This window comes from Tenacibaculum pelagium, from assembly GCF_014062345.1.
GTDB classification, from domain to species: domain Bacteria; phylum Bacteroidota; class Bacteroidia; order Flavobacteriales; family Flavobacteriaceae; genus Polaribacter; species Polaribacter pelagius.
In genome coordinates this window covers 154,751-178,147 of sequence record NZ_JACGLS010000004.1, presented here as the reverse complement: position 1 = coordinate 178,147, position 23,397 = coordinate 154,751, and the positions used below count along the sequence as shown (strand labels likewise).

The following is a 23,397-nucleotide window of genomic DNA, read 5'->3' as shown; positions in this document are numbered from 1 at the left end:
TTTTCGTTGCTTTTATAGCTACGTTCATTGACATTAAGGTTTTAACACCTTAAGATGGTATAAAAATTATACCTGTTTACAAATTTAATCCGTCTTCGTACATTTTACGTTGGCACAAAACCATGTTCAGAATGAAAACAGAATTAATAATTCGTTCAAATTCTTCTGATATTGATTTCGCCTTACTAAGAGATGGTAGACTTACTGAATTAAACAAAGAAACAAGCGACAACAAGTTTTCGGTCGGAGATATTTTTCTAGCTAAAATAGGAAAAGTAATGACTGGCTTAAACGCCGCTTTTGTAAATGTTGGATATCCTAAAGATGGTTTTTTACACTATCATGATTTAGGACCACAAGTACAATCTTTAAATAAATTCATTAAGAAAGTAAGCACGGGTAATTATAAAGAATTCACTTTAAAAAACTTTCGTCCTGAAAATGATATTAATAAGGATGGGAAAATTAATGATGTACTAAAATCAGGTCAAAATTTATTAGTACAAATTGTAAAAGAACCTATATCTACCAAAGGTCCGCGTATTAGTTCGGAACTATCAATAGCTGGTAGATTTTTAGTTTTAGTTCCTTTTTCAAATAGAGTATCTGTATCACAAAAAATTGCGGATCCAAAAGAAAAAGAACGTTTAAAAAAATTAGCAAAAAGTATCAAACCAAAAGGGTTTGGACTTATTTTACGTACTGTTGCTCAAGGAAAAAAAGTAGCAGAACTAGATAAAGATTTACAAAACTCACTAGATCGTTGGGAAACATTATGCAACAGTATTGCAAACCAAAATACCCCAACAAAAATATTAGGTGAGTTAAACAGAGCATCTTCTATATTAAGAGATGTGATGAACGATTCTTTTACAAGTATTGTAACCAATGATGAAACCTTAATGATTGAAATTAAAGAGTATTTAGAAGAAATATCTCCAGGAAAAGAGAGTATTGTAAAACTTCACAAATCTGATACTCCTATTTTTGAGAAATATGGTATTGAACGTCAAATAAAAACATCGTTTGGTAAAACAGTTTCTATGAGCAAAGGTGCTTATTTAGTTATTGAACACACCGAAGCACTACATGTTATAGATGTTAACAGTGGTAACCGCTCTAACAAGGCTTTAAGCCAAGAAGAAACTGCGTTAGAAGTCAATTTAATTTCAGCTACAGAAATAGCTCGTCAATTACAGTTACGAGATATGGGCGGAATTATTGTTGTTGACTTTATTGATATGAAAACCTCTGAAAACAGACAGAAATTATATCAGCATTTAAAAGATGCCATGTCTTTAGACCGTACAAAACATAAAATTTTACCTCCGAGTAAATTTGGTTTAGTACAAATTACAAGACAACGTGTACGACCTGAATTAGAAATAAAAACACGTGAACCAAACCCAAATAAAAACGGAGAGGTTGAAGCTCCTATTGTTTTAGTAGAAAAAATAGAAGCAGAATTAGAACGCCTAATTAACAACGATAAAAATTATAAAGAGATTACGTTAAATGTACATCCTTTTATCGCTGCTTATTTAACAAAAGGTGTTAACTCTATTCGTTTTAAATGGTTTGTACAACACAAAAAGTGGATTAAAATATTACCTCGAGATGCTTACCAATACTTACAATATAAATTCTTTTTAAAAAAGAAGAAAACAGTTAAGTAGGGCAATCTTATTATGAAATAAAAATCCCGTATCATATTTGATACGGGATTTTTTATGCTTAAAACCAAAAACCAAGATTAAATAACCAGTATTTTTCAGAATGATCTGGCGACCAGCTATACTTTAATTCTACAGGTCCTAAAAAAGTTTCTACGCTATAACCAACTGCATATCCTGATTTGGTGTTTTTAAACAAACTTCCTTCTTCAAACACATCTTCTTCAGTGCGCGCATAATTTGCAATAATGGTTGCATAATGCTTATCAAAAACCTGATATCTAAAATTAAATTCCGATTTTAAAAAAGATTGGTCATTTAAAGCTCCTGTATCGTATCCATAAAAAGGCACAAAATTATTAATGTAATTTTGGTTGTACCCTCCTAAACGATAATCAAACATCTGTGACGCTTTTTTACCTAAAGTATATCCTGCTTCTGATGTGTATTGAAAAGTTAACTTATCGTAAAAGGTTGTTGTAAAACCTAACTTACCTCCTATTTGGGAGAATTGATGAAATTCTTCGCTTCCTTGCGCTAAATTAGATAACTCATTATTTCTATCTGACCAAACAAACCATTTAAAACCTATATCTGCGTAAAAACCTTCTGTTGGAAACATTTCTTTATTATAAGTGTCTAACTTTAAAAAAGAATAAAGATTTACATAATTACTATTATCAAAAAGTGTTTCTTGTCCATTCATTAAAATATTTTCTGAACTTACTTTTATGTATTTCTGTTCTAATCCAAAACCTAAAGCAAACTTTTTATCCATCGTTGTTTGCAAGTAAAATGCATTACTAAAATCAGCATATCTAATATTAATTAAATTACTATCAAACAAAAAGTCGCTATTAAAAACATTAAATCTTGATTTAAAACCGTAACTCGGCATCAATCCATTGTCAATAAAATACTGAAAATCGTATCTTATTTTATCTCCAATACCTATATCTAAAGACAGTTCATCATTTTGAAAAAGTACTTTCTTATGATTGTAATTTACTAACACTGCCGATTTATATAGCAAATCGTAGTGTAAACCAAAACGCAAATAAGACTTAATCTTATCTTCTTTTACAACTAATTCTATCTTTTTTCCTGTAAAAAACTTTTCGAAATGATAATCAATTCTTTTAAAGTTTTTAGACGCTGTTAATGTGTTAATTTTTTTAGAGACATCTTTATACGAAACACTATCACCTTGTCTTAATTGTAACTTACCTAGAATATAATTATCTGTATAATTTTTATTCCCTTTAATAACAATTCTATCAACTAAAAACTTATCGTTTTTTAAGTTTAAAACGGGTCTCTTTTTTTTGTTTGGTTGAAGTTTAGCAATGCTATCGAAAACTACTTTAAATGTTTTTGCTACCTTAACTCCTTCTGCTAAAATTTCATCTTTTTTATCGAAAGAAATCACACTGTATTCAACAATATCTGGTCGAACATAAATGTTTAATAATCGAATTTGTTCGTCAGATTTTTTATACATCTGAAAATTTACAATCTGCATTAATAATGATGCTACAGAAGCTAGTTCTTCTCTTCTTAATAATTGACCTTGCACACTAACGCCAATTATTAAATCCATTCCTTTTTGCTTCATTACATCTACAGGGAAATTATTTACTACTCCTCCGTCGACCATTAATTTTCCGTCAATTTCAACAGGATTTAACAACGATGGAAACGCCGCACTTGCTCTTAAAGCTAAGGGCAACGAGCCTCTTTCTAAAACTTCCTCTGCACCTGTTTCTATATTCGTAGCTACACAATAAAATGGTACAGGTAATTTAGAAAAATTGTTGATTTCATCTACAGGAGCTAACAATTCGGTTAAAAAATTTAAAACGTTCTGTCCTTTTGACAAACCTAAAGGTAATCCTATATCTCCTTCTTTAATGGGTAATGTAACTGCGTATTTTTCTCCGTGTTCTTTTTGAAAAAGTGGTTTTTCTCTTCGTGGAATTTTATCTTGCAACACCTCCATAAAATCGGTGTCCTTAATAATTTTCTCAATTTGATTTGCTGAATAACCCGCCGAATACAAACCACCAATAATAGCACCCATACTCGTACCACCAACATAATCTATTTGAACTCCTGCTTTTTCTAATTCTTTTAAAACACCAATATGTGCAAATCCTTTCGCTCCACCACCACTTAAAACCAATCCAACTTTAGGTTGATTTTGTGCCAACAGTAACACTGGAAAAAACAATAGGATTAGCAATTTTTTCATTCTTTATCTTTTTGATAATATTGATATACTTTCTGGGCTCTAGACAACCCAACAACTTCTTTTAATTCTTCTAAAGTAGCTTCTTTTATTCGTTTAGCCGATTTAAATTTACGTAATAAATTGGTTATGGTTTGTTTTCCTACATCTGGTATCTGCTCTAACTCAGATTGTATGGCGCTTTTACTTCGTTTATTTCTATGAAAGGTAATTCCGAAACGGTGAGCTTCGTTACGTAAATATTGAATAATTTTTAAACTCTCCGATTTCTTATCTAAATACAACGGAACGGAATCTCCTGGGTAATAAATTTCTTCTAATCGTTTCGCAATTCCGATGATAGCAATTTTGCCTCGCAAACCTAAAACATCTAAGCTTTTTAATGCGGATGATAACTGTCCTTTTCCTCCATCAATTACAATTAATTGTGGCAATGGTTGGTTTTCTTCTAACAATCTCTTGTAACGTCTAAAAACCACCTCTTCCATAGATGCGAAATCATCTGGACCTTCTACCGTTTTTATATTGTAGTGGCGGTATTCCTTTTTACTTGGTTTACCGTCTTTAAACACCACACAAGCAGCCACTGGATGTGTTCCTTGAATATTCGAATTATCAAAACACTCAATATGTCTTGGCTCAACACTCAATCGCAAATCTTTTTTCATTTGCCCCATGATACGCTTTACATGACGATCTGGGTCTACAATTTTAATCTGTTTAAACTGTTCCATGCGATAATATTTCGCATTCCGCTCCGATAATTCTACAATTCGTTTTTTATCTCCTAATTTAGGAACAGTCACCTTAATATTTTCTCCTAAATCAACTTTAAAAGGCGTATAAACTTCTCTAGATAAAGAATTAAATCTATTGCGAGTTTCTATTATAAAAAGCTCTAGTAATTCTTTATCAGTTTCATCTAATTTCTTTTTTATTTCAGTGGTGTATGATTGGACAATTGATCCGTTCATCACCTTAAAAAAGTTCGCATATCCGTGTGTTTCATCAGAAATAACAGAAAACACATCCACGTTATTAATCGATGGATTTACAATCGTCGATTTTGCTTGATAGTTTTGTAAAGAAGCTAATTTATCTTTGATGTTTTGCGCCTCTTCAAACTTCATTTCAGCAGCAAAATCAAGCATCATTTGTTGTAAACGCTCTAAACTCTCTTTAAAGTTACCTTTTATAATATTTCGAATAGCTCTAATGTCCTCTAAATAATTATCTTCATGTTGAAAACCTTCGCAAGGACCTTTACAGTTTCCTAAATGGTACTCTAAACAAACTTTGTATTTCCCTGCATCAATCTTTTCCTGGCTTAAATCGTAATTACAAGTACGTAGCGGATATAGTTCTTTTATTAAATCTAAAAGCGCATGTACCGTTTTCATATTAGTATATGGACCAAAATATTCTGAACCATCTTTAATCACTCTTCGTGTAGAAAATACTCGAGGAAAACGTTCTTTTTTTATACAAATCCACGGATACGATTTATCATCTTTTAATAAAATATTATAACGCGGTTTGTATTTTTTTATCAGGTTATTCTCTAATAATAAAGCATCGGTTTCTGTATCGACAACTACATGCTCTATCCGAACAATTTTTTTGACTAAAATTCGAGTTTTACCGTTCTCGTGATTCTTCGTGAAATAGGATGAAACTCGTTTTTTTAAATTCTTTGCTTTACCAACGTAAATAATTACATCTTCCTTATCAAAATATTGATAAACACCTGGTGAGTTAGGTAATGTTTTTATTTGAAGTTCTAATGGAGTTGGCATACAACGAAAATACAATTTTATACAGATATTTAAACGGCGATACGTACTTTTACATCAATATTTATTTAATCTCGAATGCAAGAGTCAATTCAATTTTATAACGAAGAAATAAATCAGCTAAACAAAAAGTTTAACACACTTAAAAAGCAGTTGTTAACAACACGTATGTTACGCCTTTTAGCTTTTTTAGCGATTGCTTTTACTACATACTTAGCTTTTACAAAGTCATCTTTTTTCTTTATTGGTAGTTTACTAAGTATTATTGCTTTTGTATTTTTAATACTAAAACATGGATATCTAAAAAAACAGAAAAAGCTTACCGAAATTAAGCTTCGCATTAATAAAACTGAAATTGAGGTTTTAAAAGGTAATTTTTCTCATTTAGAAGAAACAGGAAAAGAGTTTATAAATCCTGAACACTATTTTAGTAATGATATTGATTTATTTGGTAGAGGATCTTTTTTCCAATACCTAAACAGAACAGCAACTTTCGAGGGAAAAAAATTAGCAGCAAATACCTTAACAAGTAATCATCTTGAAGATCTTGAACAAAAACAAGAGGTTATAAAAGAGCTTTCTCTAAAAGTAAAATGGCGTCAACATTATACCGCTATTGCTAGTTTAATTAAAACAAAAACCAGTATAACTAGTATTGTAAGTTGGATACATTCTTACCAACAAAGGCTTCCTTCTTTTCTTCCTCTATTTTCTTATATTTTTTCTTTAGTATCTATCTTACTTATTGGACTACTGAGTTTTCAACTCGTTTCTTTTTCATTGGTGCTAGTATGGTTTTTTATCGGCTTAGGAATTACTGGTGCTTTTTTCAAAAAAACTCAAAAATTATATACCGAAACTAGTAATGCTAAAGAAACATTTAGTCAATATTACCAATTACTAGAATTAATAGAAAACGAAGATTTTACTAATCCAATATTAAAAGAGAAACAGCAAAAAATTCAGTTAGAACAAAAAAAAGCATCTGCTATTTTTAAAGAGTTTTCTAAAAAATTAGATGCATTCGATCAACGTAATAATGTAATAATAGCTGTGGCTGGAAATGGACTTTTTTTATGGGATATTCGAAATGCTGTGATTATTGAAAAGTGGATTACTACCTATAAAAATACCGTAGAAGAATGGTTTGCTGTGGTTTCTTATTTTGATGCACAAAACTCATTTGCAAACTTTACTTTTAATAAACCGCAATATATATATCCAACTATTCAAAAAGAAAAATCAACTATAAAAGCTACAAATTTAGGGCATCCTTTATTAGATCCTTTAAAAAGAATTGATAATAATTTTAGTATCGATAATGAAGAGTTTTTTATTGTAACAGGAGCTAATATGGCTGGAAAAAGTACGTTTTTAAGAACCGTTTCTTTGTCTATTGTAATGGCCAATTGCGGATTACCTGTTTGCGCAGATAAGTTCAACTACAGCCCAGTAAAATTAATTACTAGTATGCGAACCTCAGATTCATTAAACGATGATGAATCTTACTTTTATGCTGAATTAAAAAGATTAAAATTTATCGTTAACGAAATTAAAAATGAAAACTATTTTATCATTTTAGATGAAATTTTAAAAGGAACTAATAGCAAAGACAAAGCCATTGGATCTAAAAAGTTTGTTGAAAAATTAAACAGTTCTAACTCTAACGGAATTATTGCCACCCATGATGTAAGTTTATGTGAACTGGCTACCGAGTATTCAACCATTAAAAATTATTTTTTCGATGCAGAAATACTAAATGATGAATTACATTTCGATTATACAATGAAAAACGGTGTGTGTAAAAACATGAATGCTTCCTTTTTATTAAAAAAAATGGAAATAGTATAAATCTGTCATAGATTACTATAAAACTATGATAAATGACAGTAAATATTTGATTCATTAATCCATATCTTTACAGTATGAGTAAACTTATTGATAATTTTGGTAGACAAATCAGCTATGTTCGACTAGCTGTAACAGATCGTTGCAACCTTCGTTGTCAATACTGTATGCCTGCACAAGGAATTGATATTGTGCCTAGAAAAGAGCTTTTAACCTACAAAGAAATGTATCGTATTATTCGTGTACTTACCGAGTTAGGTGTAAACAAAGTTCGTTTAACAGGTGGCGAACCTTTTGCTCGTAAAGATTTTATGCCTTTTTTAGAAATGTTGTCGTATAACGATTTGTTAGATGCTATAAACATTACCACTAACGGAGCATTAGTTTCTAAGCATATTCATACTCTAGAAAAGCTTGATAAAATTAAAAACATCAATTTAAGTATTGACAGTTTACATGCCGATAAGTTTGCTAAAATTACGCGTCGTGATGTTTTTCCTGAAGTGTATAAAACCTTTGAATTATTAGAAAAAAGCTCATTGAATTTAAAACTGAATGTTGTAGTGCAGTCTGGTTTTAATACAGATGAAATTAATGATTTTGTTGCCTTAACAAAAGATAAAAACATTGCTGTTCGTTTTATTGAAGAAATGCCTTTTAACGGAAAAGGATTACGCGACACTAAAGAAAACTGGAATTACACTAAAATATTAGACAAAATAAAATCTAAGTATGATGTAAAAACAATTGTTTCAGAAAAATCATCTACATCACGTAATTTTTCTATCGATAGTCATCAAGGTACTGTAGGAATTATTCCTGCTTTTACTCGAACTATTTGTAACGATTGTAACCGAATTCGAATTACCTCAACCGGTACTTTTAAAAATTGTTTGTTTGACGATGGTGTTTTTAATCTACGTGATTTTATTCGTAACGGAGCCAGTAATGATGATTTAAAAGAACTCTTTTTATCGCTGATAAAAGAAAAACCCGAAAACGGATTTATTGCAGAAGCAAACCGCAAAAAAGGAAATGTAAGTGAAAGTATGAGTACAATTGGTGGTTAGTTATGATTTATAGTGTACTTTCTATCATAGTTGGGGTTATTAGTTTATATTTTGTTTTTAAACTCTATAAAGAAGATGATAACTTGTGGGATGTTTCAACATCCTTTAGTGGTTTAGTTGGTAGTATTATACTTATAATTGTTGGTTTTATTAGTTTATTTAAAGGATGGGGATGATTTCAGTAGAAGAAGCAAAACATATCATATTACAAAATACCGTAGATTTCGGAATTGAAGAAATTCCGTTTATACAATCAGTTGGTAGAGTATTAAAAGAAGATATTGTTGCCGATAGAGATTTCCCTCCTTTCAACCGTGTTGCGATGGATGGAATTGCAATTAATTATAGTTATTTTAAAAACGGGCAACGAAGTTTTACTATAGAAGGAATTCAGCCAGCAGGAAGTCCACAATTATCAATGCAAAATTCGGGAAACTGCACTGAAGTAATGACTGGAGCAGTCTTACCAAATAATTGTGATACAGTAATTCGTTATGAAGACGTAACCATCGAAAACGGAATTGCAACTATTACTGTTGATAATATTAACGATGGTCAAAACATCCATGAGAAAGGAAAAGACAAACAGCAAGGTGATCTTTTAATTTCTAAAAACACGATTGTTTCTCCTGCTGAAATCGGTGTGATTGCAACTGTTGGTAAATCAATTATAAAAGTAGCAAAACAACCTAAAGTGATGATTGTCTCTACTGGTGATGAACTAGTAGATGTAAACGAAACTCCGTTAGACCATCAAATCAGGCGTTCGAATGTATACACGCTAGTTTCTTTATTAGGAAGTTTGAATATCCCGTCAGAAACCGCACATATTACTGACAATAAAGCTATTTTAAAAGAAAAAATTGATAACTACTTACAAGAATACGACTTGCTATTATTTAGCGGGGCGGTAAGTAAAGGAAAGTTCGATTTTTTACCTGAAGTGCTAGATGAGTTAGGTGTAGAAAAACTATTTCATAAAGTAACACAACGCCCTGGAAAACCATTCTGGATGGGACGTACAGATGCTTTAAACATGAATAGTAGTTCCAAAAACAAAACTCTTGTTTTTGCTTTTCCTGGGAATCCTGTATCAACTTTTGTGAATTGTGTTGCTTATTTTTACTCTTGGTATTATAAATCAATTGGGGGTCAAAAAAATAAACAAAGCGCTATTCTTACAGAAGATGTAAATTTTAAACCCAACTTAACTTACTTTTTACAAGTCAAGTTAGAAAACAAAGAAGGTCAGCTGTTTGCTACTCCAGTTAAAGGAAATGGATCAGGAGATTTAGTTAGTTTAACCGAAGCAGATGGTTTTATCGAATTACCAAAAACTGAAAATATAGAATTTAAAAAAGGAAGTGTTTATCCTTTAATTAGATATAAATAATGAGCAATTTTACCCACATAAACGAGCAAAATCAACCTAAAATGGTAAATGTTTCTGATAAAAAAATCACGAAACGAACTGCTATTGCAAAAGCAACCATGTATTTGGGTACAGAAATTATTTCTCATTTTAATAACGAGGAATTAATCACTAAAAAAGGACCTGTTTTTCAAACAGCTATTATTGCTGGGATTCAAGCTGTAAAAAAAACATCAGATATTATTCCCATGTGTCATCCGTTATTAATTAACGGAGTAGATATAGATATTAACATTATAGACACTGAAAACATTAACGTGTTTTGTAAAGTTACTATCGAAGGAAAAACAGGGGTAGAAATGGAAGCTTTAACAGGGGCTTCAGCTACTTGTTTAACCATTTATGATATGTGTAAAGCAATCAGTCAAGAAATGGTAATTAAAGAAGTAAAATTAATAGAAAAAACTGGTGGAAAATCAGACATTAAAAATGGATAAAATAGCAATTATTGGTGCAGGAAAATTAGGATGTGCTATAGCTGATGGACTTTTAGAAAGTGGATTGCATCAATCTAATTTAAGCTTGTCTAGAAGAAAAACGGCAGCACTTAAAAAATATGCTGAAGCGGGGGTTTTAGTTACTTCAAATAATAACGAAGCAGTTAAAAATGCTACAGTTATTTTATTATGTGTAAAACCTCAAAAAACTGCTCAGGTTTTAAAAGATTTAGCTTCTGAAATTACAAACCAAACAATAATTTCAACCGTTACTGGAATCTCTTTATTAGAATTAAAATCTATTATAAATAAAAACCTTCCTTTGTTTAGAGCAATGCCAAATACTGCAGCTGCAATTAAACAATCTATGACCTGTATTTCTACAGTTGATAGTACTGAAACACAAAGAAACACGGTAGAAACTATTTTCAAAAACTTAGGAGAAACTGTTTTTATTGACGACGAATTAATGGCTTCTGCTACTGTTTTGGCAGCAAGTGGAATTGCTTTTGCTTTACGTTACTTAAGAGCTGCAATGCAAGGCGGTATCGAAATTGGTTTTAATTCTGAATTAGCGCAAAAAATAACTGCGCAAACCATTAAAGGTGCTGCCGAATTAATTTTGCAAAACGGAAATCATCCAGAAAGTGAAATTGACAAGGTAACAACGCCACAAGGAATTACGATTACAGGTTTAAATAAAATGGAACAAGAGGGATTTAGTTCTTCTGTTACTCATGGTATATTGGCTTCTCAAAATAAAATTGAAAACTTATAAATGGCACATCAAAAACACACAAATATCACTAAAAAACATAACGATAATTTCGCAGTAAACGAAGTCGCTATTTTAGGTGCTAAATGTGGAATTATTGAAGATTTAATTAAGGAAGTTTCATCAAAATTATCAAACTATAATTTGGGTTATTTTGATGCTTCTCATGCTAAAGATATTGATAAAAACAATGTAACTAAATATACTTTTCATCATGAAGGTAACTTGCAAATAGATACCACATCATTAATAAATAAGTTTGAGCAACGATTACAATTTATTGATCACGATTTTGTATTTGTAAACGGGAACCATTATCAAGGAGCAAAACAGATTTTAATTTTAGACCCAGAAAAAGAGGCTTCAATAAAAAAGAGATTAGATCAAATAACTAATATTCAATTTATTATAAAATTGAATCCAAACATTGTTTATTTTGATTGTTTATTGGAGAAATTTCCAAATATTGAAAATATTACTTCTTATACAATTGATGAGGTAGACAAAATTACCTCTCATATAAATCTTTTAATTCAAGAACACATTCCACCAGTAAAGGGATTGGTTTTGGTTGGTGGGAAAAGTACTCGAATGGGAAGCGATAAATCTCAATTAGATTACCATGGAAAACCTCAAAAAAAACACGTAAAAGAACTATTAAAATCTAATAGTTTAGAAACCTTTTATTCAGTTCAATCGAACTCAAATAAAGAAGACGAAATTCACGATACTTTTCTAAATCTTGGTCCGTTTGGAGGTATTTGTTCTGCTTTTCAAAAAAATCCAAATACAGCTTGGTTAGTTTTAGCTACAGATGTTCCTTTTGTAAACAGTGAGCTTATTCAACTTTTATTACAAAAAAGAAATCCGAGTAAAGTAGCAACAGCTATTAAAGGAATCGGCAAAGAATTTCCAGAACCTTTAATTACCATTTACGAACCAAAAGCATACACTAAATTACTACAATATTTAGCTCAAGGATATTCTTGCCCTCGTAAAATGTTGATTAATTCTGAAGTAGAAATTATTGAAGTTGATGATGCTTTAATTAGAAATATTAATACTCCAGAAGAATTCGAAATTGCTAAAAAGGAAATTAATGGGTAAAAAACTTCACATATTTTGTTCAAAAGAAGCACAAACTATTTTTCAAGAATCTGATATTGAAGGAGGCTCTTTATTGTTTAAAGAAAACTTGTTAGAAGGACCTATAATTTCGGACGTTTTTTCTGATGAGTTTTGGTCGAAACGTTACGAATATTTCGAAAATACGTATCAGGTTTCAAGAATTGATTATTTTGATAATGCTATAAAATCAATTGTTCAGTTAGAGGATCTTGATGAATATAAGGAAGTAGTTTTGTGGTTAGATTACACAAATGTTTCTCAAGTAAATTTAATGGCTATAGGTAGCCACTTATCTAAATGTTTTTCAAAAGACACACAGTTCTTTTTAGTATGTTCAGGTAAACATAAAGGAAGAGATGAGCTACAAAAATTAACTGATTATAATTCTAAAGAATTTGAAATACTATATTCTTATAAAGTAAAACTCACTTTACCAAACCTTGAATATTTACAACAATGTTGGGAAGCTTATTCAGTAAAAAATAACACGTTTGACTACAGTCTTTTTTCAAACAAGTTTAGATATTTACAACAGGCTATTAATGGTTAGCTAATCTTATTTAAATAAAAGTAAAAAGACATTTATCTCTCTATAAAAAAATAACTCTATGGATACTTATACTATTGCAACTTTTCTTATTTTATTATCTGCTGTTTTTGGATATATAAATGTTAAGTTTTTAAAATTACCAAACACCATTGGTTTAATGCTAATTACTATTCTATATACCTTAGGCGTATTGGCATTAAGTTATTTTGATAATACTTTATTAAATGCCGAAATTGAATTCATTAAGCAAATTGATTTTAGAACTGTTTTATTAGATGAAATGTTAAGCTTCTTACTATTTGCAGGAGCCTTACACACCAATTTCCAACAGTTAAAAGTACAACGTTGGCCTATTTTAGTTTTTGCAACTATTGGCGTTTTAACCTCTACTTTTTTAATTGGAGGCACTATGTATTATGTGTTACAATTATTAGGAATGAATATTGAATTCATTTATTGTTTGTTATTCGGAGCATTAATTTCTCCAACCGATCCTATTGCTGTTTTAGGAATTTTGAAAAAAGCAGGAGCTCCTAAAAAACTAGAAACTAAAATTGTAGGAGAATCATTATTCAATGATGGTGTTGGTGTAGTTGTTTTCTTAACTATATTTCAAGTAGCTTCTTCAGGAAATTTTAATCCTGCTGATGTAGCAACTTTATTCGGTCAAGAGGTAATAGGCGGTATTATTCTTGGCTTAATACTTGGTTACCTTGCCTTTAAAATGATAAAATCTATTGATGATTTTGAAATAGAAGTTATCATTACCATTGCATTAGTTATGGTAGGAAGTTTAATTGCGCGCAAACTTCATTTATCGGCTCCATTAGCTATGGTAACTGCTGGTTTAATGCTAGGAAATGATACTTCTAGAAACAACTCAATGTCTGAAACTACCGAAATGTATGTAGATAAATTTTGGGAATTGGTTGATGTACTGTTAAACGCAATTCTTTTCGTACTAATCGGTATGGAAATGCTGGTATTAGTATTTGAAGGTAAATATATACTTGCAGGGTTATTAGCAATACCAATCACATTATTATGTCGTTATGTTTCTTTACTATTACCTATAAATTTCTTTAAAAAGAAACTCGATTTTGTTCCTAATACTAATTTAATGATGACTTGGGGAGGTTTACGAGGTGGTATATCTATTGCATTAGCACTTGGTTTATCACAAGATATGCACCGAGAAATGTTTTTAGTAATTACTTATATCGTTGTAATATTTTCTATTCTAGTACAAGGATTAACTATTGAACCTTTGTTAGAAAAACTCGAATTAAAATCAGACAAACCTACTAACTCACATCATTAAAAATTAAATAAAAAAACCTCAACAAATTGTTGAGGTTTTTTGTACTCGAGGCGGGAATCGAACCCGCACTCTCGAAAGAATTGGATTTTGAATCCAACGTGTCTACCAGTTCCACCACTCGAGCAGTTTAATAGACTGCGAATTTATTAAATATTTTAATGATTTCATTTAAAAATATCTTTTAAACTCTCAAAATAGTTTTACTTTTGTTGCCAACAACAACAATAACTAAATATCATAACACTAAATGGCTACAAATCAATTGAGTCCAAAGTTTTTTGCATGTTCACAAAGTATTGAATTAGCAGAAGAAATTGCTAAAAATTATGGCTTTGAATTAGGAAAAGTAATCACCACTCATTTTAGCGACGGAGAATTTCAACCAGCTTTCGAAGAATCAGTAAGAGGACGTAGAGTTTTTATTATAGGATCTACATTTCCATCTACAGATAATTTAATGGAAATGTTATTAATGTGCGATGCAGCAAAACGCGCATCTGCAAGACATATTACAGCTGTAATGCCTTATTTTGGCTGGGCTCGTCAAGATAGAAAAGATAAACCTCGGGTAGCAATTGGTGCAAAATTAGTAGCAAAATTACTAGAAGCTGCTGGAGCTACAAGAATCATGACTATGGATTTACATGCAGATCAAATTCAAGGGTTCTTCGAAAAGCCAGTAGATCATTTATTTGCTTCTACCATTTTTCTTCCATATGTAAAAAGTTTAGGATTAGATAACCTTACAATTGCTTCGCCAGATATGGGAGGCTCAAAAAGAGCTTATGCCTATTCTAAATATTTAGAAAGTGATGTAGTAATTTGTTACAAGCAACGTCAAAAAGCCAATGTAATTTCTCATATGGAGTTGATTGGTGAGGTTGAAGGTAAGAATGTAATTCTTGTTGATGATATGATTGACACCGGAGGAACACTTACCAAAGCAGCTGATTTAATGATGGAACGCGGTGCAAAAAGTGTTCGTGCAATATGTACACATCCTATACTTTCTGGTAATGCTTATGACCGTATTCAAAACTCAAAACTAGAAGAGCTAATTGTTTCAGACACAATTCCTTTAAAAAAGAATATATCTAAAATAAAAGTTGTAACTTGCGCGCCCTTATTCGCTGATGTGATGCGTAAAGTTCAAGACAACACATCCATTAGTGGACAATTTTTAATGTAAATAAATTTAATAAACAAAAAAGTAATGAAATCAATTACAATCAACGGATCTCAAAGAGAAAGCGTAGGTAAAAAAGCAACAAAAGCCTTACGTAATGCTGGAAAGGTTCCTTGCGTATTATACGGAGGAGACAAGCCTGTTCATTTTTCAGCGGAAGCAAAATCGTTCAAGCCATTAGTATTTACTCCAGACGTATTTACTGCTACGATTGAATTAGATGGTACAACTTACAATGCTGTATTACAAGATATCCAATTTCACCCAGTAAACGATAGTATTTTACACGTAGATTTCTACCAGTTATTCGACGATAAAGCGGTAACTATGGAAATTCCTGTAAAATTAACTGGAACTTCTCCAGGGGTTTTAAATGGTGGTTCTTTACGTTTTACTAACCGTAAATTAAAAGTAAAAGCTTTACCTGCTAAATTACCTGACTTTATTAGCGCAGATATTTCTGGTTTAAAAATTGGAAACAAATTATTTATTACTGAGTTAGCTAACGATGATTATTCATTTTTACACCCAGATAATACAGTTGTTGTTCAAGTAAGAACTTCTCGTAACGCTGTTAAAGAAGAAGAAACTGAAGAAGAAGCTGCAGCAGAATAAATTTTGCACACATAAATTACAAAAAGCGTTACCATTGTGTAACGCTTTTTTTATTTTTGAGGCATGATTTTTAACTCTTTTTTGAAAAGACTATTTAACTTTTCTAAAACACAATCAATAAGTATAGAAGAAGATCCGATGAAGAAATTTTTAATCGTAGGTTTAGGTAATATTGGTGAAAAGTATCACAATACACGTCATAATATAGGTTTTAAAATAGTAGATGCCTTTGTAAAAGAGCATGATGCTAGCTTCGAAACTGAAAAACTAGGAGATATTGCTAGATTAAGAATTAAAGGGAAAACTGTTATTGTATTAAAACCTAGCACTTATATGAACTTAAGTGGTAAGGCTATACAGTATTGGATGAAACAAGAAAACATCAAAGTAGAAAACCTATTGGTAATTACTGATGATTTAAATATTGATTTCGGAAAGCTTCGTATTAAAGGCAAAGGTAGCTCTGGCGGACATAACGGATTAAAAGATATTCAAGAAAAATTTAATACTGGTGCATATCCTCGTTTTCGTTTTGGAGTAGGTGCTGATTATGGTAGAGGTCGTCAAGTAGACTATGTTTTAGGGCAATGGAGCAAAGAAGAAGAAAGCGAAATGATTGAGCGTATTCCTACATCAGTAAAAGCAGTTACTTCTTTTATAACTGCCGGATTATCTAATACCATGAATGAGTTTAATGGCAAGTAGTAGCTTACTTTATCCCTAACATTTTATTAAACGTTCTTACCTCACATTTATAGAATTTCTTGATAGCTTTTAATAAATTTTCCATTGTACACTTAATTGGTTATACTTATTAGTAGTTTAAAAAGTGTATTTGTTACACGAAGATTAATTATCACTAGCAAACCACTCAGCAAAACTAGTTTCGGTTTCTTGTAATTTAATTGCGTGTAATTGAATATTCACTGGTAATCTATTCTTAATTTTTTGAGCAAAATCAATCACCATCATTTCACTTGTTGGTTGGTAATCTACCAAAATAACATGATGTCCACGATCTTTTAATTCTTTTGCTAACTCTACATGAGGCGTATTTTTATTAAACACGGTAGCATGGTCAAAAACATCAACAATCTCTTCTTTTACAATCCTTTTAAGATCGCTAAAGTCAATCACCATTCCATATTTTACGTTGGACGTATCCGTAATTGGCTGTCCCATAACGGTAACAGATAGTTTGTAACTATGTCCGTGAACATTTTTACATTTTCCGTCATAACCGTATAGTGCATGACCAGTTTCGAAAGTAAACTGTTTTGTGATTCTAATCTTGCTCACTATCTTTTAAATTTTTTGTTACTTCTGTGCTTATTATAAAAATATACAATTGCTACACCAGCTGCTAATATTGCAAATAAATAATCTCCACCCATAATCTTTAAATTTGTTTTTATTCGCCGAATGTACGAATTTGTTTTACAACTTTTGTTAATAACCAAACAAAGGCTACCGAAATAACAATTCCTATTAATATTGATAATACCGGATGATGGTATATCCATTTTCCAACCTCATAGCCTGCTTTATAAGCGTTAGAATCCTTCATTTCTTGAATTAAAAACATCTTTTATTTTTTAAATTTTGACAATGCGTTTTTTGTAAATTCTGATAACACTAATTTTCCAGAAGTTTCTGCTCTTTCTATCAATAAACTTCCCCAGTGCTCTGTATCTTTCCATAAAGCTTTCTTCATTTCAACTAAGGCTTCTGGATTATAAGACGCTAATTTTTCTGATAAAATTTCTACTTCTTTATCCAACTCATTTTTAGTTTCAAAAACACGAGCGTATAATCCTTTTTCTTTTGCCCAATACGCATTTTTCCAATTAGATGCATCTAATGTTAACTCTGCTAATCCACCCACTCCTATTTTGCGCTCTACTGCAGGAGCAATTACAAACGGACCAATGCCTATTGTAAATTCAGAAAGTTTAATTGATGCGTGTTCTGTTGCCAATACATAATCGCAAGCTGCTGCTAAACCTACTCCGCCACCAACAGTTTTACCCTGTACTCTACCAATGATTAATTTAGAGCATTTACGCATCGCATTAATTACGTTCGCAAACCCAGAAAAGAAAGCTTTACCTCTTTCTAAATCATTGATTGCAACTAATTCATCAAACGAAGCACCAGCACAAAAAGCTCTTTCTCCTTCTGATTTTAATACAATTACAGAAACCTCATCATTATTTGATAACGCATCGAATTCATTTGCTAAACGAGCTAATAATTCACTTGGAAAGGAATTACTAGCAGGATGTCCAAATTCTACTGTAGCAATGTTATTTTGAATATTGGTATATAAACTTCCGTTTTGTCGGGTTGTAGTCATTTCTAATTATTTTATTCTCAAAATTACACTTTTTGAGAGCGAGATAAAAACTTGTTTCTAAATTTAAAAATCAGCGGAACACCTCTCGCTATTATCCAACCGTAAAAAGCAATCCAAACAGCATATAGTTTATAATTTAATGAATCGAAAAACAACAATAACGGAATAAAAACTAAGGCTGTAGATACTAATAATACGTTACGTAAATATTTCATTTCTCCTAAACCTTTAAACATTCCGTCGTAAATAAATGCGATGGAGCAAATAGGTTGCATTAATAGAATAATCCAAAAAGTATTATAAAACTGTACTAGTACTTCTTGTTCCTTGGTGAAAATTGTCCCAATAAAGTTATAAAAAACCAATCCGATGAGCGCCAAAAAACTTCCAAAGACTAATCCGTATATGATTAAATTATTTCCTAATTTAATTAATGTTTTATATGCTTTGGCTCCTAATAATTTACCTGATAAAATATTTCCTGCAGATGAATAGCCATCTATCATAAAAGCTCCCATCAACCATAAATTAAGTCCGATTGTATAAGCCGCGATATACTCTTTACCATAACCAGTAGCATACGAAGTCGCAAAATACAAGGCTACATTTAAAGCAATGGTTCTTACAAATAGATTTAAAATCATATTTATAAACCTCGGAATTTCCTTATTAAATGGTAATTGAAACTTTAAAGATATTTTCGTTTTAGTCAACAATAAATACAATGCTATAACTGCCATCGTAATTTGTGCTATTACACTTGCATACGCAGCTCCTTGAATATTCATTGCAGGGATATAACCTTCAATTCCGTATACCAAAATAATATCTAAAACAATATTTACAATAGTACCGATAATAGCAATAATCATTGGATATACTGTGTTTTGTAACCCTCTAAAAACTCCAAAAATTGCAATCACAAAAAGCGTGAATGGAAAACCAAAAACTCTAATCTTATAATATTCTACCGAGTACTCTAAAATGGTTCCTGATGCATTATAAAACTCAAAAATTTCTTTTGAAAACGGATAGCTTATTCCTAAAATAAACAAGCTTGTAGTAACTACTAACACAATTGCTTGTGCTGGTAAGTTTTTAACTTCATCTAACTTATTAGCTCCTAAATATTGAGAAATAATAGACGATATTCCACTCCTTGTTTGTCCAAACACCCAAATTAACATCGATAAAAAAGCACCTACAATACCAATTGCAGCGATACTCTCTGTAGCATTATTATCAATATTGCCAATTATAGCTAGATCGGTTGTAGAAAGTAATGGTTCGGCAACTCCTGCAATTAAAGCTGGTATTGCTAATTTATTAATACGTTTAAAACTAATATCTTGATTCATATTCTAAGAACAAAGGAACAGTTATTCTTTTATTTCCTAAAGTAAAACACTAAAATTATCTGTTTTAAATATTATTTATCTTTGCAACTTCATAGTGTATTTAAAAACACTGTGATTAAAAAAAAATTATGAAACATATATTAGTTCCTATTGGTTCTACCGAAAACTCAATAAACACCTTACAATACGCTATTAATTTTGCTGAAGCTACAAATGTAAAAGTGTTTGTAATGCGTGCCTATAAGGTTTTAACAAAAGCTGGTGCCTTTGTTAATGCTGACGATACCATGCAGCGTGAAACAAATTTATATTTAAGAGCTATGATTAATTCTGTTGATAGAAAAAATGTAGCCATTAAAATGATTACTGCAAAAGGTGATGTTTTAGAAAGTATTACTGCTATTGATAGAGAATTAGGAATGGACTTAATTATTATGGGTCCAAAAAGTAATTCGATAAAAGAAGAAGTGTTTTTAGGAAACACTTCGGGTAGCGTTTTAAAACAAACCAACATTCCTATGTTAATTGTTCCTGATGGCTATCAATTTTCTCCAATAAAATCAGTACTTACTGCTTTTAAATCGGGAATTATGAACAAGGAAAATGTATTGAATCCTTTAAATAAAATCTTAAAAACTTTTAACGCTTCTTCTAATTTATTATTGGTAAAGACACCTAATTATACCGAAGAAGATTTAGTTTTAGATTCTAATTTAGGAGAGATAAAAAACGAATTAACTGTAACTGAAAACGCTACAACTTTTCAAGGTGTTTTAGAACATTTTCAATCTCATAATCCTGATTTATTATGTGTGTTTAGACGTAACCGTGGATTCTTTCAAAAGCTTTGGGAAAAAAATACGATTCTAAAAAAAGAATTTCATTGTAATATTCCGCTACTAGTTTTAAGAGGAAAGTTATAAAGTATTTTAAAAGAGATTTCGTTTGAAATCTCTTTTATTTTTTAACCAACATTCGTTTAATTTCATTCAGCTTCATTAAAGCTTCAATTGGTGTAAGCGTATCTATATTAGTAGTTAATATTTCTTCTCTTATATCTTCTAGTAAAGGATCATCTAACTGAAAAAAGCTCATTTGCATTTCTTCATGCTGCGTTTCTTTCAATACTTCCTTTACTTCTTTTTGCGAATGAGAATCTTCTAACTGCTTTAAAATTTTCTGAGCTCTATGAATTACCATGTTCGGCATTCCTGCTAATTTAGCTACGTGAATACCAAAACTATGGTTACTACCACCTGCAACCAATTTACGTAAGAAAATAATACTGTCTTTTAATTCTTTTACCGATACATTGAAATTCTTAATACGTTCAAACGTAGTAGTCATTTCATTTAGCTCATGGTAATGTGTAGCAAATAATGTTTTTGCTTTTGATGGGTGCTCGTGTAAATACTCTGAAATAGCCCAAGCAATTGAAATTCCGTCATAAGTAGAGGTTCCACGACCAATTTCATCTAACAACACTAAACTGCGTTCAGAAATATTATTTAAGATAGAAGCTGTTTCATTCATTTCTACCATAAACGTAGATTCTCCCATCGAAATATTATCACTAGCTCCTACTCTTGTAAAAATCTTATCTACAATACCAATACGTGCATTTTGTGCTGGTACATAACTTCCCATTTGCGCCAATAAAACTATTAATGCTGTTTGACGTAAAATGGCAGATTTACCCGACATATTTGGTCCGGTAATCATAATTATTTGTTGTTGATTACGATTTAAAACTACATCGTTTGCAATATACTCTTCACCAATCGCTAATTGTTTTTCTATTACTGGATGGCGACCATTCTTTATTTCAATATCTGTGCTTTCGTCCATCATCGGACGCACATAATTGTTATCCATTGCCAATGTAGCAAACGATAATAATCCGTCTATTTTAGCAATATTTTGAGCATTTTGCTGTACAGGTTGCACAAAATCAATAATAAACTGCACTAATTTTGCAAAAATCTCCGTTTCTAATTGCTGGATTTTCTCTTCAGCCCCTAAGATTTTAGCTTCATATTCCTTCAATTCTTCCGTAATATAACGCTCTGCATTTACTAAAGTTTGCTTACGAATCCATTCTTCTGGAACATTGTCTTTGTATTTATTTCTAACTTCAATATAGTATCCAAAAACATTGTTAAAAGCTATTTTTAAGCTTGCTATTCCTGTTCGCTCCGTTTCACGAGCCAACATATTATCTAAATATTCTTTACCTGAATTAGAAATACTTCGTAACTCATCCAGCTCTTTAGAAACACCATTTGCAATCGCGTTTCCTTTATTTATGTTTATTGGTGCTTCTTCAAATACACTCTCGGTAATTTTATCAATTAACAACTTACAGTCGTGTAATTGTTTTCCGATTTCTTTAACCGTTTTGTTTTTACTTTTCTCAGCAGCTTCTTTTATCGGTAAAATGGCTTTTAACGAATTCTTTAAAAGAATCACTTCTCTTGGCGAAACTTTACCCGTTGCAACTTTAGATATCAATCGTTCGATATCAGAAATTTGTTTTAACTGATAGGTTACTGTTTCGTGAAAATCATCGTTATCAATTAAAAACTTCACCAACTCATGGCGTTGTTTAATCTGATTTATATCTTTTAATGGAAGCGCTAACCAACGTTTTAACAAGCGTCCTCCCATCGGAGAAATTGTTTTATCAATAACGTTTAATAACGAAACTGAGTTTACTGAATTACCTCCGTATAACTCCAGATTTTTAACAGTAAAACGATCCATCCACACATAATTATCTTCAGCAATTCTGCTTATTGATTGGATGTGATCTATTTTATTATGTTGTGTTTCTGACAGATAATACATTACTGCTCCACCAGCAATAACTCCGTATTCTAACTCTTCAACACCAAATCCTTTTAAATTTTTAACCTTAAAATGATTGCTTAATAATTCATTTCCATATTCTTTTTGAAAAATCCAATCTTCTAAGTAAAAAGTATGAAAACGATTTGTAAACAACTCTAAAAATCGTTGCTTGTTTTTCTTTTCTACTAAAACTTCACTAGGTGAAAAATTCTGTAATAATTTATCAATGTATTCTTCGTTTCCTTGTGCGATTAAAAACTCACCTGTAGAAACATCTAAAAAAGAAACTCCTAATAACTTCTTCCCAAAATGTACTGCTGCTAAAAAATTATTGGATTTCGATTGTAAAACTTCGTCATTTAAAGCAACCCCTGGAGTTACCAATTCGGTAACACCACGTTTTACAATCTTCTTGGTCATTTTCGGATCTTCTAATTGATCGCAAATAGCCACACGAAGTCCCGACTTAACTAGCTTAGGTAAATAGGTGTTTAACGAATGATGCGGAAAACCCGCCAAAGCAGTTTCACTTTCGCTACCAGCACCTCTTTTGGTTAAAATTATTCCTAAAACTTCGGATGCTTTTACTGCATCTTTCCCAAAGGTTTCGTAAAAATCTCCCACTCTAAAAAGTAACATTGCATCCGGATATTTTGCTTTAATTCCGTTGTATTGTTGCATTAGCGGAGTTACCTTTTTTGCCTTTGTTTTTGCCAAGTTTTTAGATTTTTTCAATTAGTTTTGCGAAGATAAATAT

General features: G+C 31.1%; 21 protein-coding genes and 1 tRNA gene. 14 read left to right on the top strand and 8 right to left on the bottom strand.

What is annotated here, in order from left to right; translation table 11 throughout:
* Nucleotides 1-131: 131 nt before the first annotated feature.
* Nucleotides 132-1,676, top strand: a complete 1,545-nt coding sequence (locus H3Z83_RS09785; RefSeq protein ID WP_182125308.1) for an Rne/Rng family ribonuclease — start codon at nucleotides 132-134, stop codon at nucleotides 1,674-1,676.
* A 58-nt stretch (nucleotides 1,677-1,734) separates the two neighbouring features.
* Here the strand turns inward: H3Z83_RS09785 and H3Z83_RS09780 are convergent, their stop codons facing one another.
* A complete protein-coding gene (locus H3Z83_RS09780; protein ID WP_182125307.1) occupies nucleotides 1,735-3,924 on the bottom strand; it encodes a patatin-like phospholipase family protein in 2,190 nt (729 codons plus the stop codon).
* On the bottom strand, nucleotides 3,921-5,717 hold the full coding sequence (gene uvrC, locus H3Z83_RS09775) for an excinuclease ABC subunit UvrC (protein ID WP_182125306.1): 1,797 nt from the start codon (nucleotides 5,715-5,717) through the stop codon (nucleotides 3,921-3,923). Before uvrC ends, H3Z83_RS09780 begins: the two co-directional genes overlap by 4 nt.
* Before the next feature lie 75 nt (nucleotides 5,718-5,792).
* On the opposite strand from uvrC, the gene H3Z83_RS09770 reads away from it, so the two are divergent.
* From H3Z83_RS09770 to H3Z83_RS09730, 9 genes are all read left to right on the top strand, one after another.
* Nucleotides 5,793-7,565 carry a MutS-related protein gene (locus H3Z83_RS09770; RefSeq protein WP_182125305.1) on the top strand — a complete coding sequence of 591 codons (1,773 nt, stop codon included), beginning with the start codon at nucleotides 5,793-5,795 and terminating at the stop codon, nucleotides 7,563-7,565.
* 74 nt (nucleotides 7,566-7,639) lie between these two features.
* Complete coding sequence (gene moaA, locus H3Z83_RS09765; RefSeq protein WP_182125304.1) at nucleotides 7,640-8,632, top strand: GTP 3',8-cyclase MoaA; 993 nt, start codon at nucleotides 7,640-7,642, stop codon at nucleotides 8,630-8,632.
* 2 nt (nucleotides 8,633-8,634) lie between these two features.
* Nucleotides 8,635-8,808, top strand: coding sequence for a hypothetical protein (locus H3Z83_RS09760; protein WP_182125303.1), 174 nt, complete (start codon nucleotides 8,635-8,637; stop codon nucleotides 8,806-8,808).
* A complete protein-coding gene (locus H3Z83_RS09755) occupies nucleotides 8,805-10,025 on the top strand; it encodes a molybdopterin molybdotransferase MoeA (protein ID WP_182125302.1) in 1,221 nt (406 codons plus the stop codon). Before H3Z83_RS09760 ends, H3Z83_RS09755 begins: the two co-directional genes overlap by 4 nt.
* Nucleotides 10,025-10,501, top strand: a complete 477-nt coding sequence (gene moaC / locus H3Z83_RS09750; RefSeq protein ID WP_182125301.1) for a cyclic pyranopterin monophosphate synthase MoaC — start codon at nucleotides 10,025-10,027, stop codon at nucleotides 10,499-10,501. Before H3Z83_RS09755 ends, moaC begins: the two co-directional genes overlap by 1 nt.
* Nucleotides 10,494-11,279, top strand: coding sequence for a pyrroline-5-carboxylate reductase (proC, locus tag H3Z83_RS09745; RefSeq protein WP_182125300.1), 786 nt, complete (start codon nucleotides 10,494-10,496; stop codon nucleotides 11,277-11,279). Before moaC ends, proC begins: the two co-directional genes overlap by 8 nt.
* Nucleotides 11,280-12,383 carry an NTP transferase domain-containing protein gene (locus H3Z83_RS09740; RefSeq protein WP_182125299.1) on the top strand — a complete coding sequence of 368 codons (1,104 nt, stop codon included), beginning with the start codon at nucleotides 11,280-11,282 and terminating at the stop codon, nucleotides 12,381-12,383.
* A complete protein-coding gene (locus tag H3Z83_RS09735; RefSeq protein ID WP_182125298.1) occupies nucleotides 12,376-12,954 on the top strand; it encodes a DUF1835 domain-containing protein in 579 nt (192 codons plus the stop codon). Before H3Z83_RS09740 ends, H3Z83_RS09735 begins: the two co-directional genes overlap by 8 nt.
* A gap of 58 nt (nucleotides 12,955-13,012) precedes the next feature.
* Entirely contained in the window at nucleotides 13,013-14,275 is a 1,263-nt protein-coding gene (locus H3Z83_RS09730; RefSeq protein WP_182125297.1) for a cation:proton antiporter, read from the top strand.
* A 42-nt stretch (nucleotides 14,276-14,317) separates the two neighbouring features.
* Here the strand turns inward: H3Z83_RS09730 and H3Z83_RS09725 are convergent.
* Nucleotides 14,318-14,399: transfer RNA gene (locus H3Z83_RS09725), tRNA-Leu, on the bottom strand.
* 123 nt (nucleotides 14,400-14,522) lie between these two features.
* Here H3Z83_RS09725 and H3Z83_RS09720 point away from each other — a divergent pair.
* From H3Z83_RS09720 to pth, 3 genes are all read left to right on the top strand, one after another.
* Nucleotides 14,523-15,464: a ribose-phosphate pyrophosphokinase gene (locus H3Z83_RS09720; protein ID WP_182125296.1), complete on the top strand. Its 942-nt coding sequence runs from the start codon at nucleotides 14,523-14,525 to the stop codon at nucleotides 15,462-15,464.
* Between the two features lie 24 nt (nucleotides 15,465-15,488).
* Nucleotides 15,489-16,076 carry a 50S ribosomal protein L25/general stress protein Ctc gene (locus H3Z83_RS09715; RefSeq protein WP_182125295.1) on the top strand — a complete coding sequence of 196 codons (588 nt, stop codon included), beginning with the start codon at nucleotides 15,489-15,491 and terminating at the stop codon, nucleotides 16,074-16,076.
* A 138-nt stretch (nucleotides 16,077-16,214) separates the two neighbouring features.
* The gene (gene pth / locus H3Z83_RS09710) at nucleotides 16,215-16,781 is read left to right on the top strand and encodes an aminoacyl-tRNA hydrolase (protein ID WP_246337525.1); all 567 of its coding nucleotides are present in this window, start codon (nucleotides 16,215-16,217) and stop codon (nucleotides 16,779-16,781) included.
* 144 nt (nucleotides 16,782-16,925) lie between these two features.
* Here the strand turns inward: pth and H3Z83_RS09705 are convergent, their stop codons facing one another.
* The 4 genes from H3Z83_RS09705 to H3Z83_RS09690 all read right to left on the bottom strand — a co-directional run bounded on the left by H3Z83_RS09705 (nucleotide 16,926) and on the right by H3Z83_RS09690 (nucleotide 19,790).
* Nucleotides 16,926-17,375, bottom strand: a complete 450-nt coding sequence (locus tag H3Z83_RS09705; protein WP_182125293.1) for a 6-pyruvoyl trahydropterin synthase family protein — start codon at nucleotides 17,373-17,375, stop codon at nucleotides 16,926-16,928.
* A 112-nt stretch (nucleotides 17,376-17,487) separates the two neighbouring features.
* A complete protein-coding gene (locus H3Z83_RS09700) occupies nucleotides 17,488-17,661 on the bottom strand; it encodes a hypothetical protein (protein ID WP_182125292.1) in 174 nt (57 codons plus the stop codon).
* 3 nt (nucleotides 17,662-17,664) lie between these two features.
* Nucleotides 17,665-18,432: an enoyl-CoA hydratase/isomerase family protein gene (locus H3Z83_RS09695; protein WP_182125291.1), complete on the bottom strand. Its 768-nt coding sequence runs from the start codon at nucleotides 18,430-18,432 to the stop codon at nucleotides 17,665-17,667.
* Nucleotides 18,433-18,455: 23 nt separating this feature from the next.
* Entirely contained in the window at nucleotides 18,456-19,790 is a 1,335-nt protein-coding gene (locus H3Z83_RS09690) for an MATE family efflux transporter (protein ID WP_182125290.1), read from the bottom strand.
* Nucleotides 19,791-19,918: 128 nt separating this feature from the next.
* Here H3Z83_RS09690 and H3Z83_RS09685 point away from each other — a divergent pair, with 128 nt between their 5' ends.
* On the top strand, nucleotides 19,919-20,713 hold the full coding sequence (locus tag H3Z83_RS09685; RefSeq protein WP_182125289.1) for a universal stress protein: 795 nt from the start codon (nucleotides 19,919-19,921) through the stop codon (nucleotides 20,711-20,713).
* Between the two features lie 34 nt (nucleotides 20,714-20,747).
* Here H3Z83_RS09685 and mutS read toward each other — a convergent pair whose 3' ends face one another.
* Nucleotides 20,748-23,357 carry a DNA mismatch repair protein MutS gene (mutS, locus tag H3Z83_RS09680; protein WP_182125288.1) on the bottom strand — a complete coding sequence of 870 codons (2,610 nt, stop codon included), beginning with the start codon at nucleotides 23,355-23,357 and terminating at the stop codon, nucleotides 20,748-20,750.
* Between the last annotated feature and the right edge of the window lie 40 nt (nucleotides 23,358-23,397).

Bases quoted from the DNA above. Each gene is read 5' to 3' on its own strand.
- H3Z83_RS09735 (WP_182125298.1), top strand. From the start codon at position 12,376: ATGGGTAAAAAACTTCACATATTTTGTTCAAAAGAAGCACAAACTATT.
- H3Z83_RS09760 (WP_182125303.1), top strand. From the start codon at position 8,635: ATGATTTATAGTGTACTTTCTATCATAGTTGGGGTTATTAGTTTATAT.
- H3Z83_RS09700 (WP_182125292.1), bottom strand. From the start codon at position 17,661: ATGTTTTTAATTCAAGAAATGAAGGATTCTAACGCTTATAAAGCAGGC.
- H3Z83_RS09715 (WP_182125295.1), top strand. From the start codon at position 15,489: ATGAAATCAATTACAATCAACGGATCTCAAAGAGAAAGCGTAGGTAAA.
- moaC (WP_182125301.1), top strand. From the start codon at position 10,025: ATGAGCAATTTTACCCACATAAACGAGCAAAATCAACCTAAAATGGTA.
- H3Z83_RS09780 (WP_182125307.1), bottom strand. From the start codon at position 3,924: ATGAAAAAATTGCTAATCCTATTGTTTTTTCCAGTGTTACTGTTGGCA.
- H3Z83_RS09695 (WP_182125291.1), bottom strand. From the start codon at position 18,432: ATGACTACAACCCGACAAAACGGAAGTTTATATACCAATATTCAAAAT.
- H3Z83_RS09685 (WP_182125289.1), top strand. From the start codon at position 19,919: ATGAAACATATATTAGTTCCTATTGGTTCTACCGAAAACTCAATAAAC.
- H3Z83_RS09770 (WP_182125305.1), top strand. From the start codon at position 5,793: ATGCAAGAGTCAATTCAATTTTATAACGAAGAAATAAATCAGCTAAAC.
- proC (WP_182125300.1), top strand. From the start codon at position 10,494: ATGGATAAAATAGCAATTATTGGTGCAGGAAAATTAGGATGTGCTATA.
- uvrC (WP_182125306.1), bottom strand. From the start codon at position 5,717: ATGCCAACTCCATTAGAACTTCAAATAAAAACATTACCTAACTCACCA.
- pth (WP_246337525.1), top strand. From the start codon at position 16,215: ATGAAGAAATTTTTAATCGTAGGTTTAGGTAATATTGGTGAAAAGTAT.
- H3Z83_RS09720 (WP_182125296.1), top strand. From the start codon at position 14,523: ATGGCTACAAATCAATTGAGTCCAAAGTTTTTTGCATGTTCACAAAGT.
- H3Z83_RS09785 (WP_182125308.1), top strand. From the start codon at position 132: ATGAAAACAGAATTAATAATTCGTTCAAATTCTTCTGATATTGATTTC.
- moaA (WP_182125304.1), top strand. From the start codon at position 7,640: ATGAGTAAACTTATTGATAATTTTGGTAGACAAATCAGCTATGTTCGA.
- H3Z83_RS09755 (WP_182125302.1), top strand. From the start codon at position 8,805: ATGATTTCAGTAGAAGAAGCAAAACATATCATATTACAAAATACCGTA.
- H3Z83_RS09730 (WP_182125297.1), top strand. From the start codon at position 13,013: ATGGATACTTATACTATTGCAACTTTTCTTATTTTATTATCTGCTGTT.
- H3Z83_RS09740 (WP_182125299.1), top strand. From the start codon at position 11,280: ATGGCACATCAAAAACACACAAATATCACTAAAAAACATAACGATAAT.
- H3Z83_RS09690 (WP_182125290.1), bottom strand. From the start codon at position 19,790: ATGAATCAAGATATTAGTTTTAAACGTATTAATAAATTAGCAATACCA.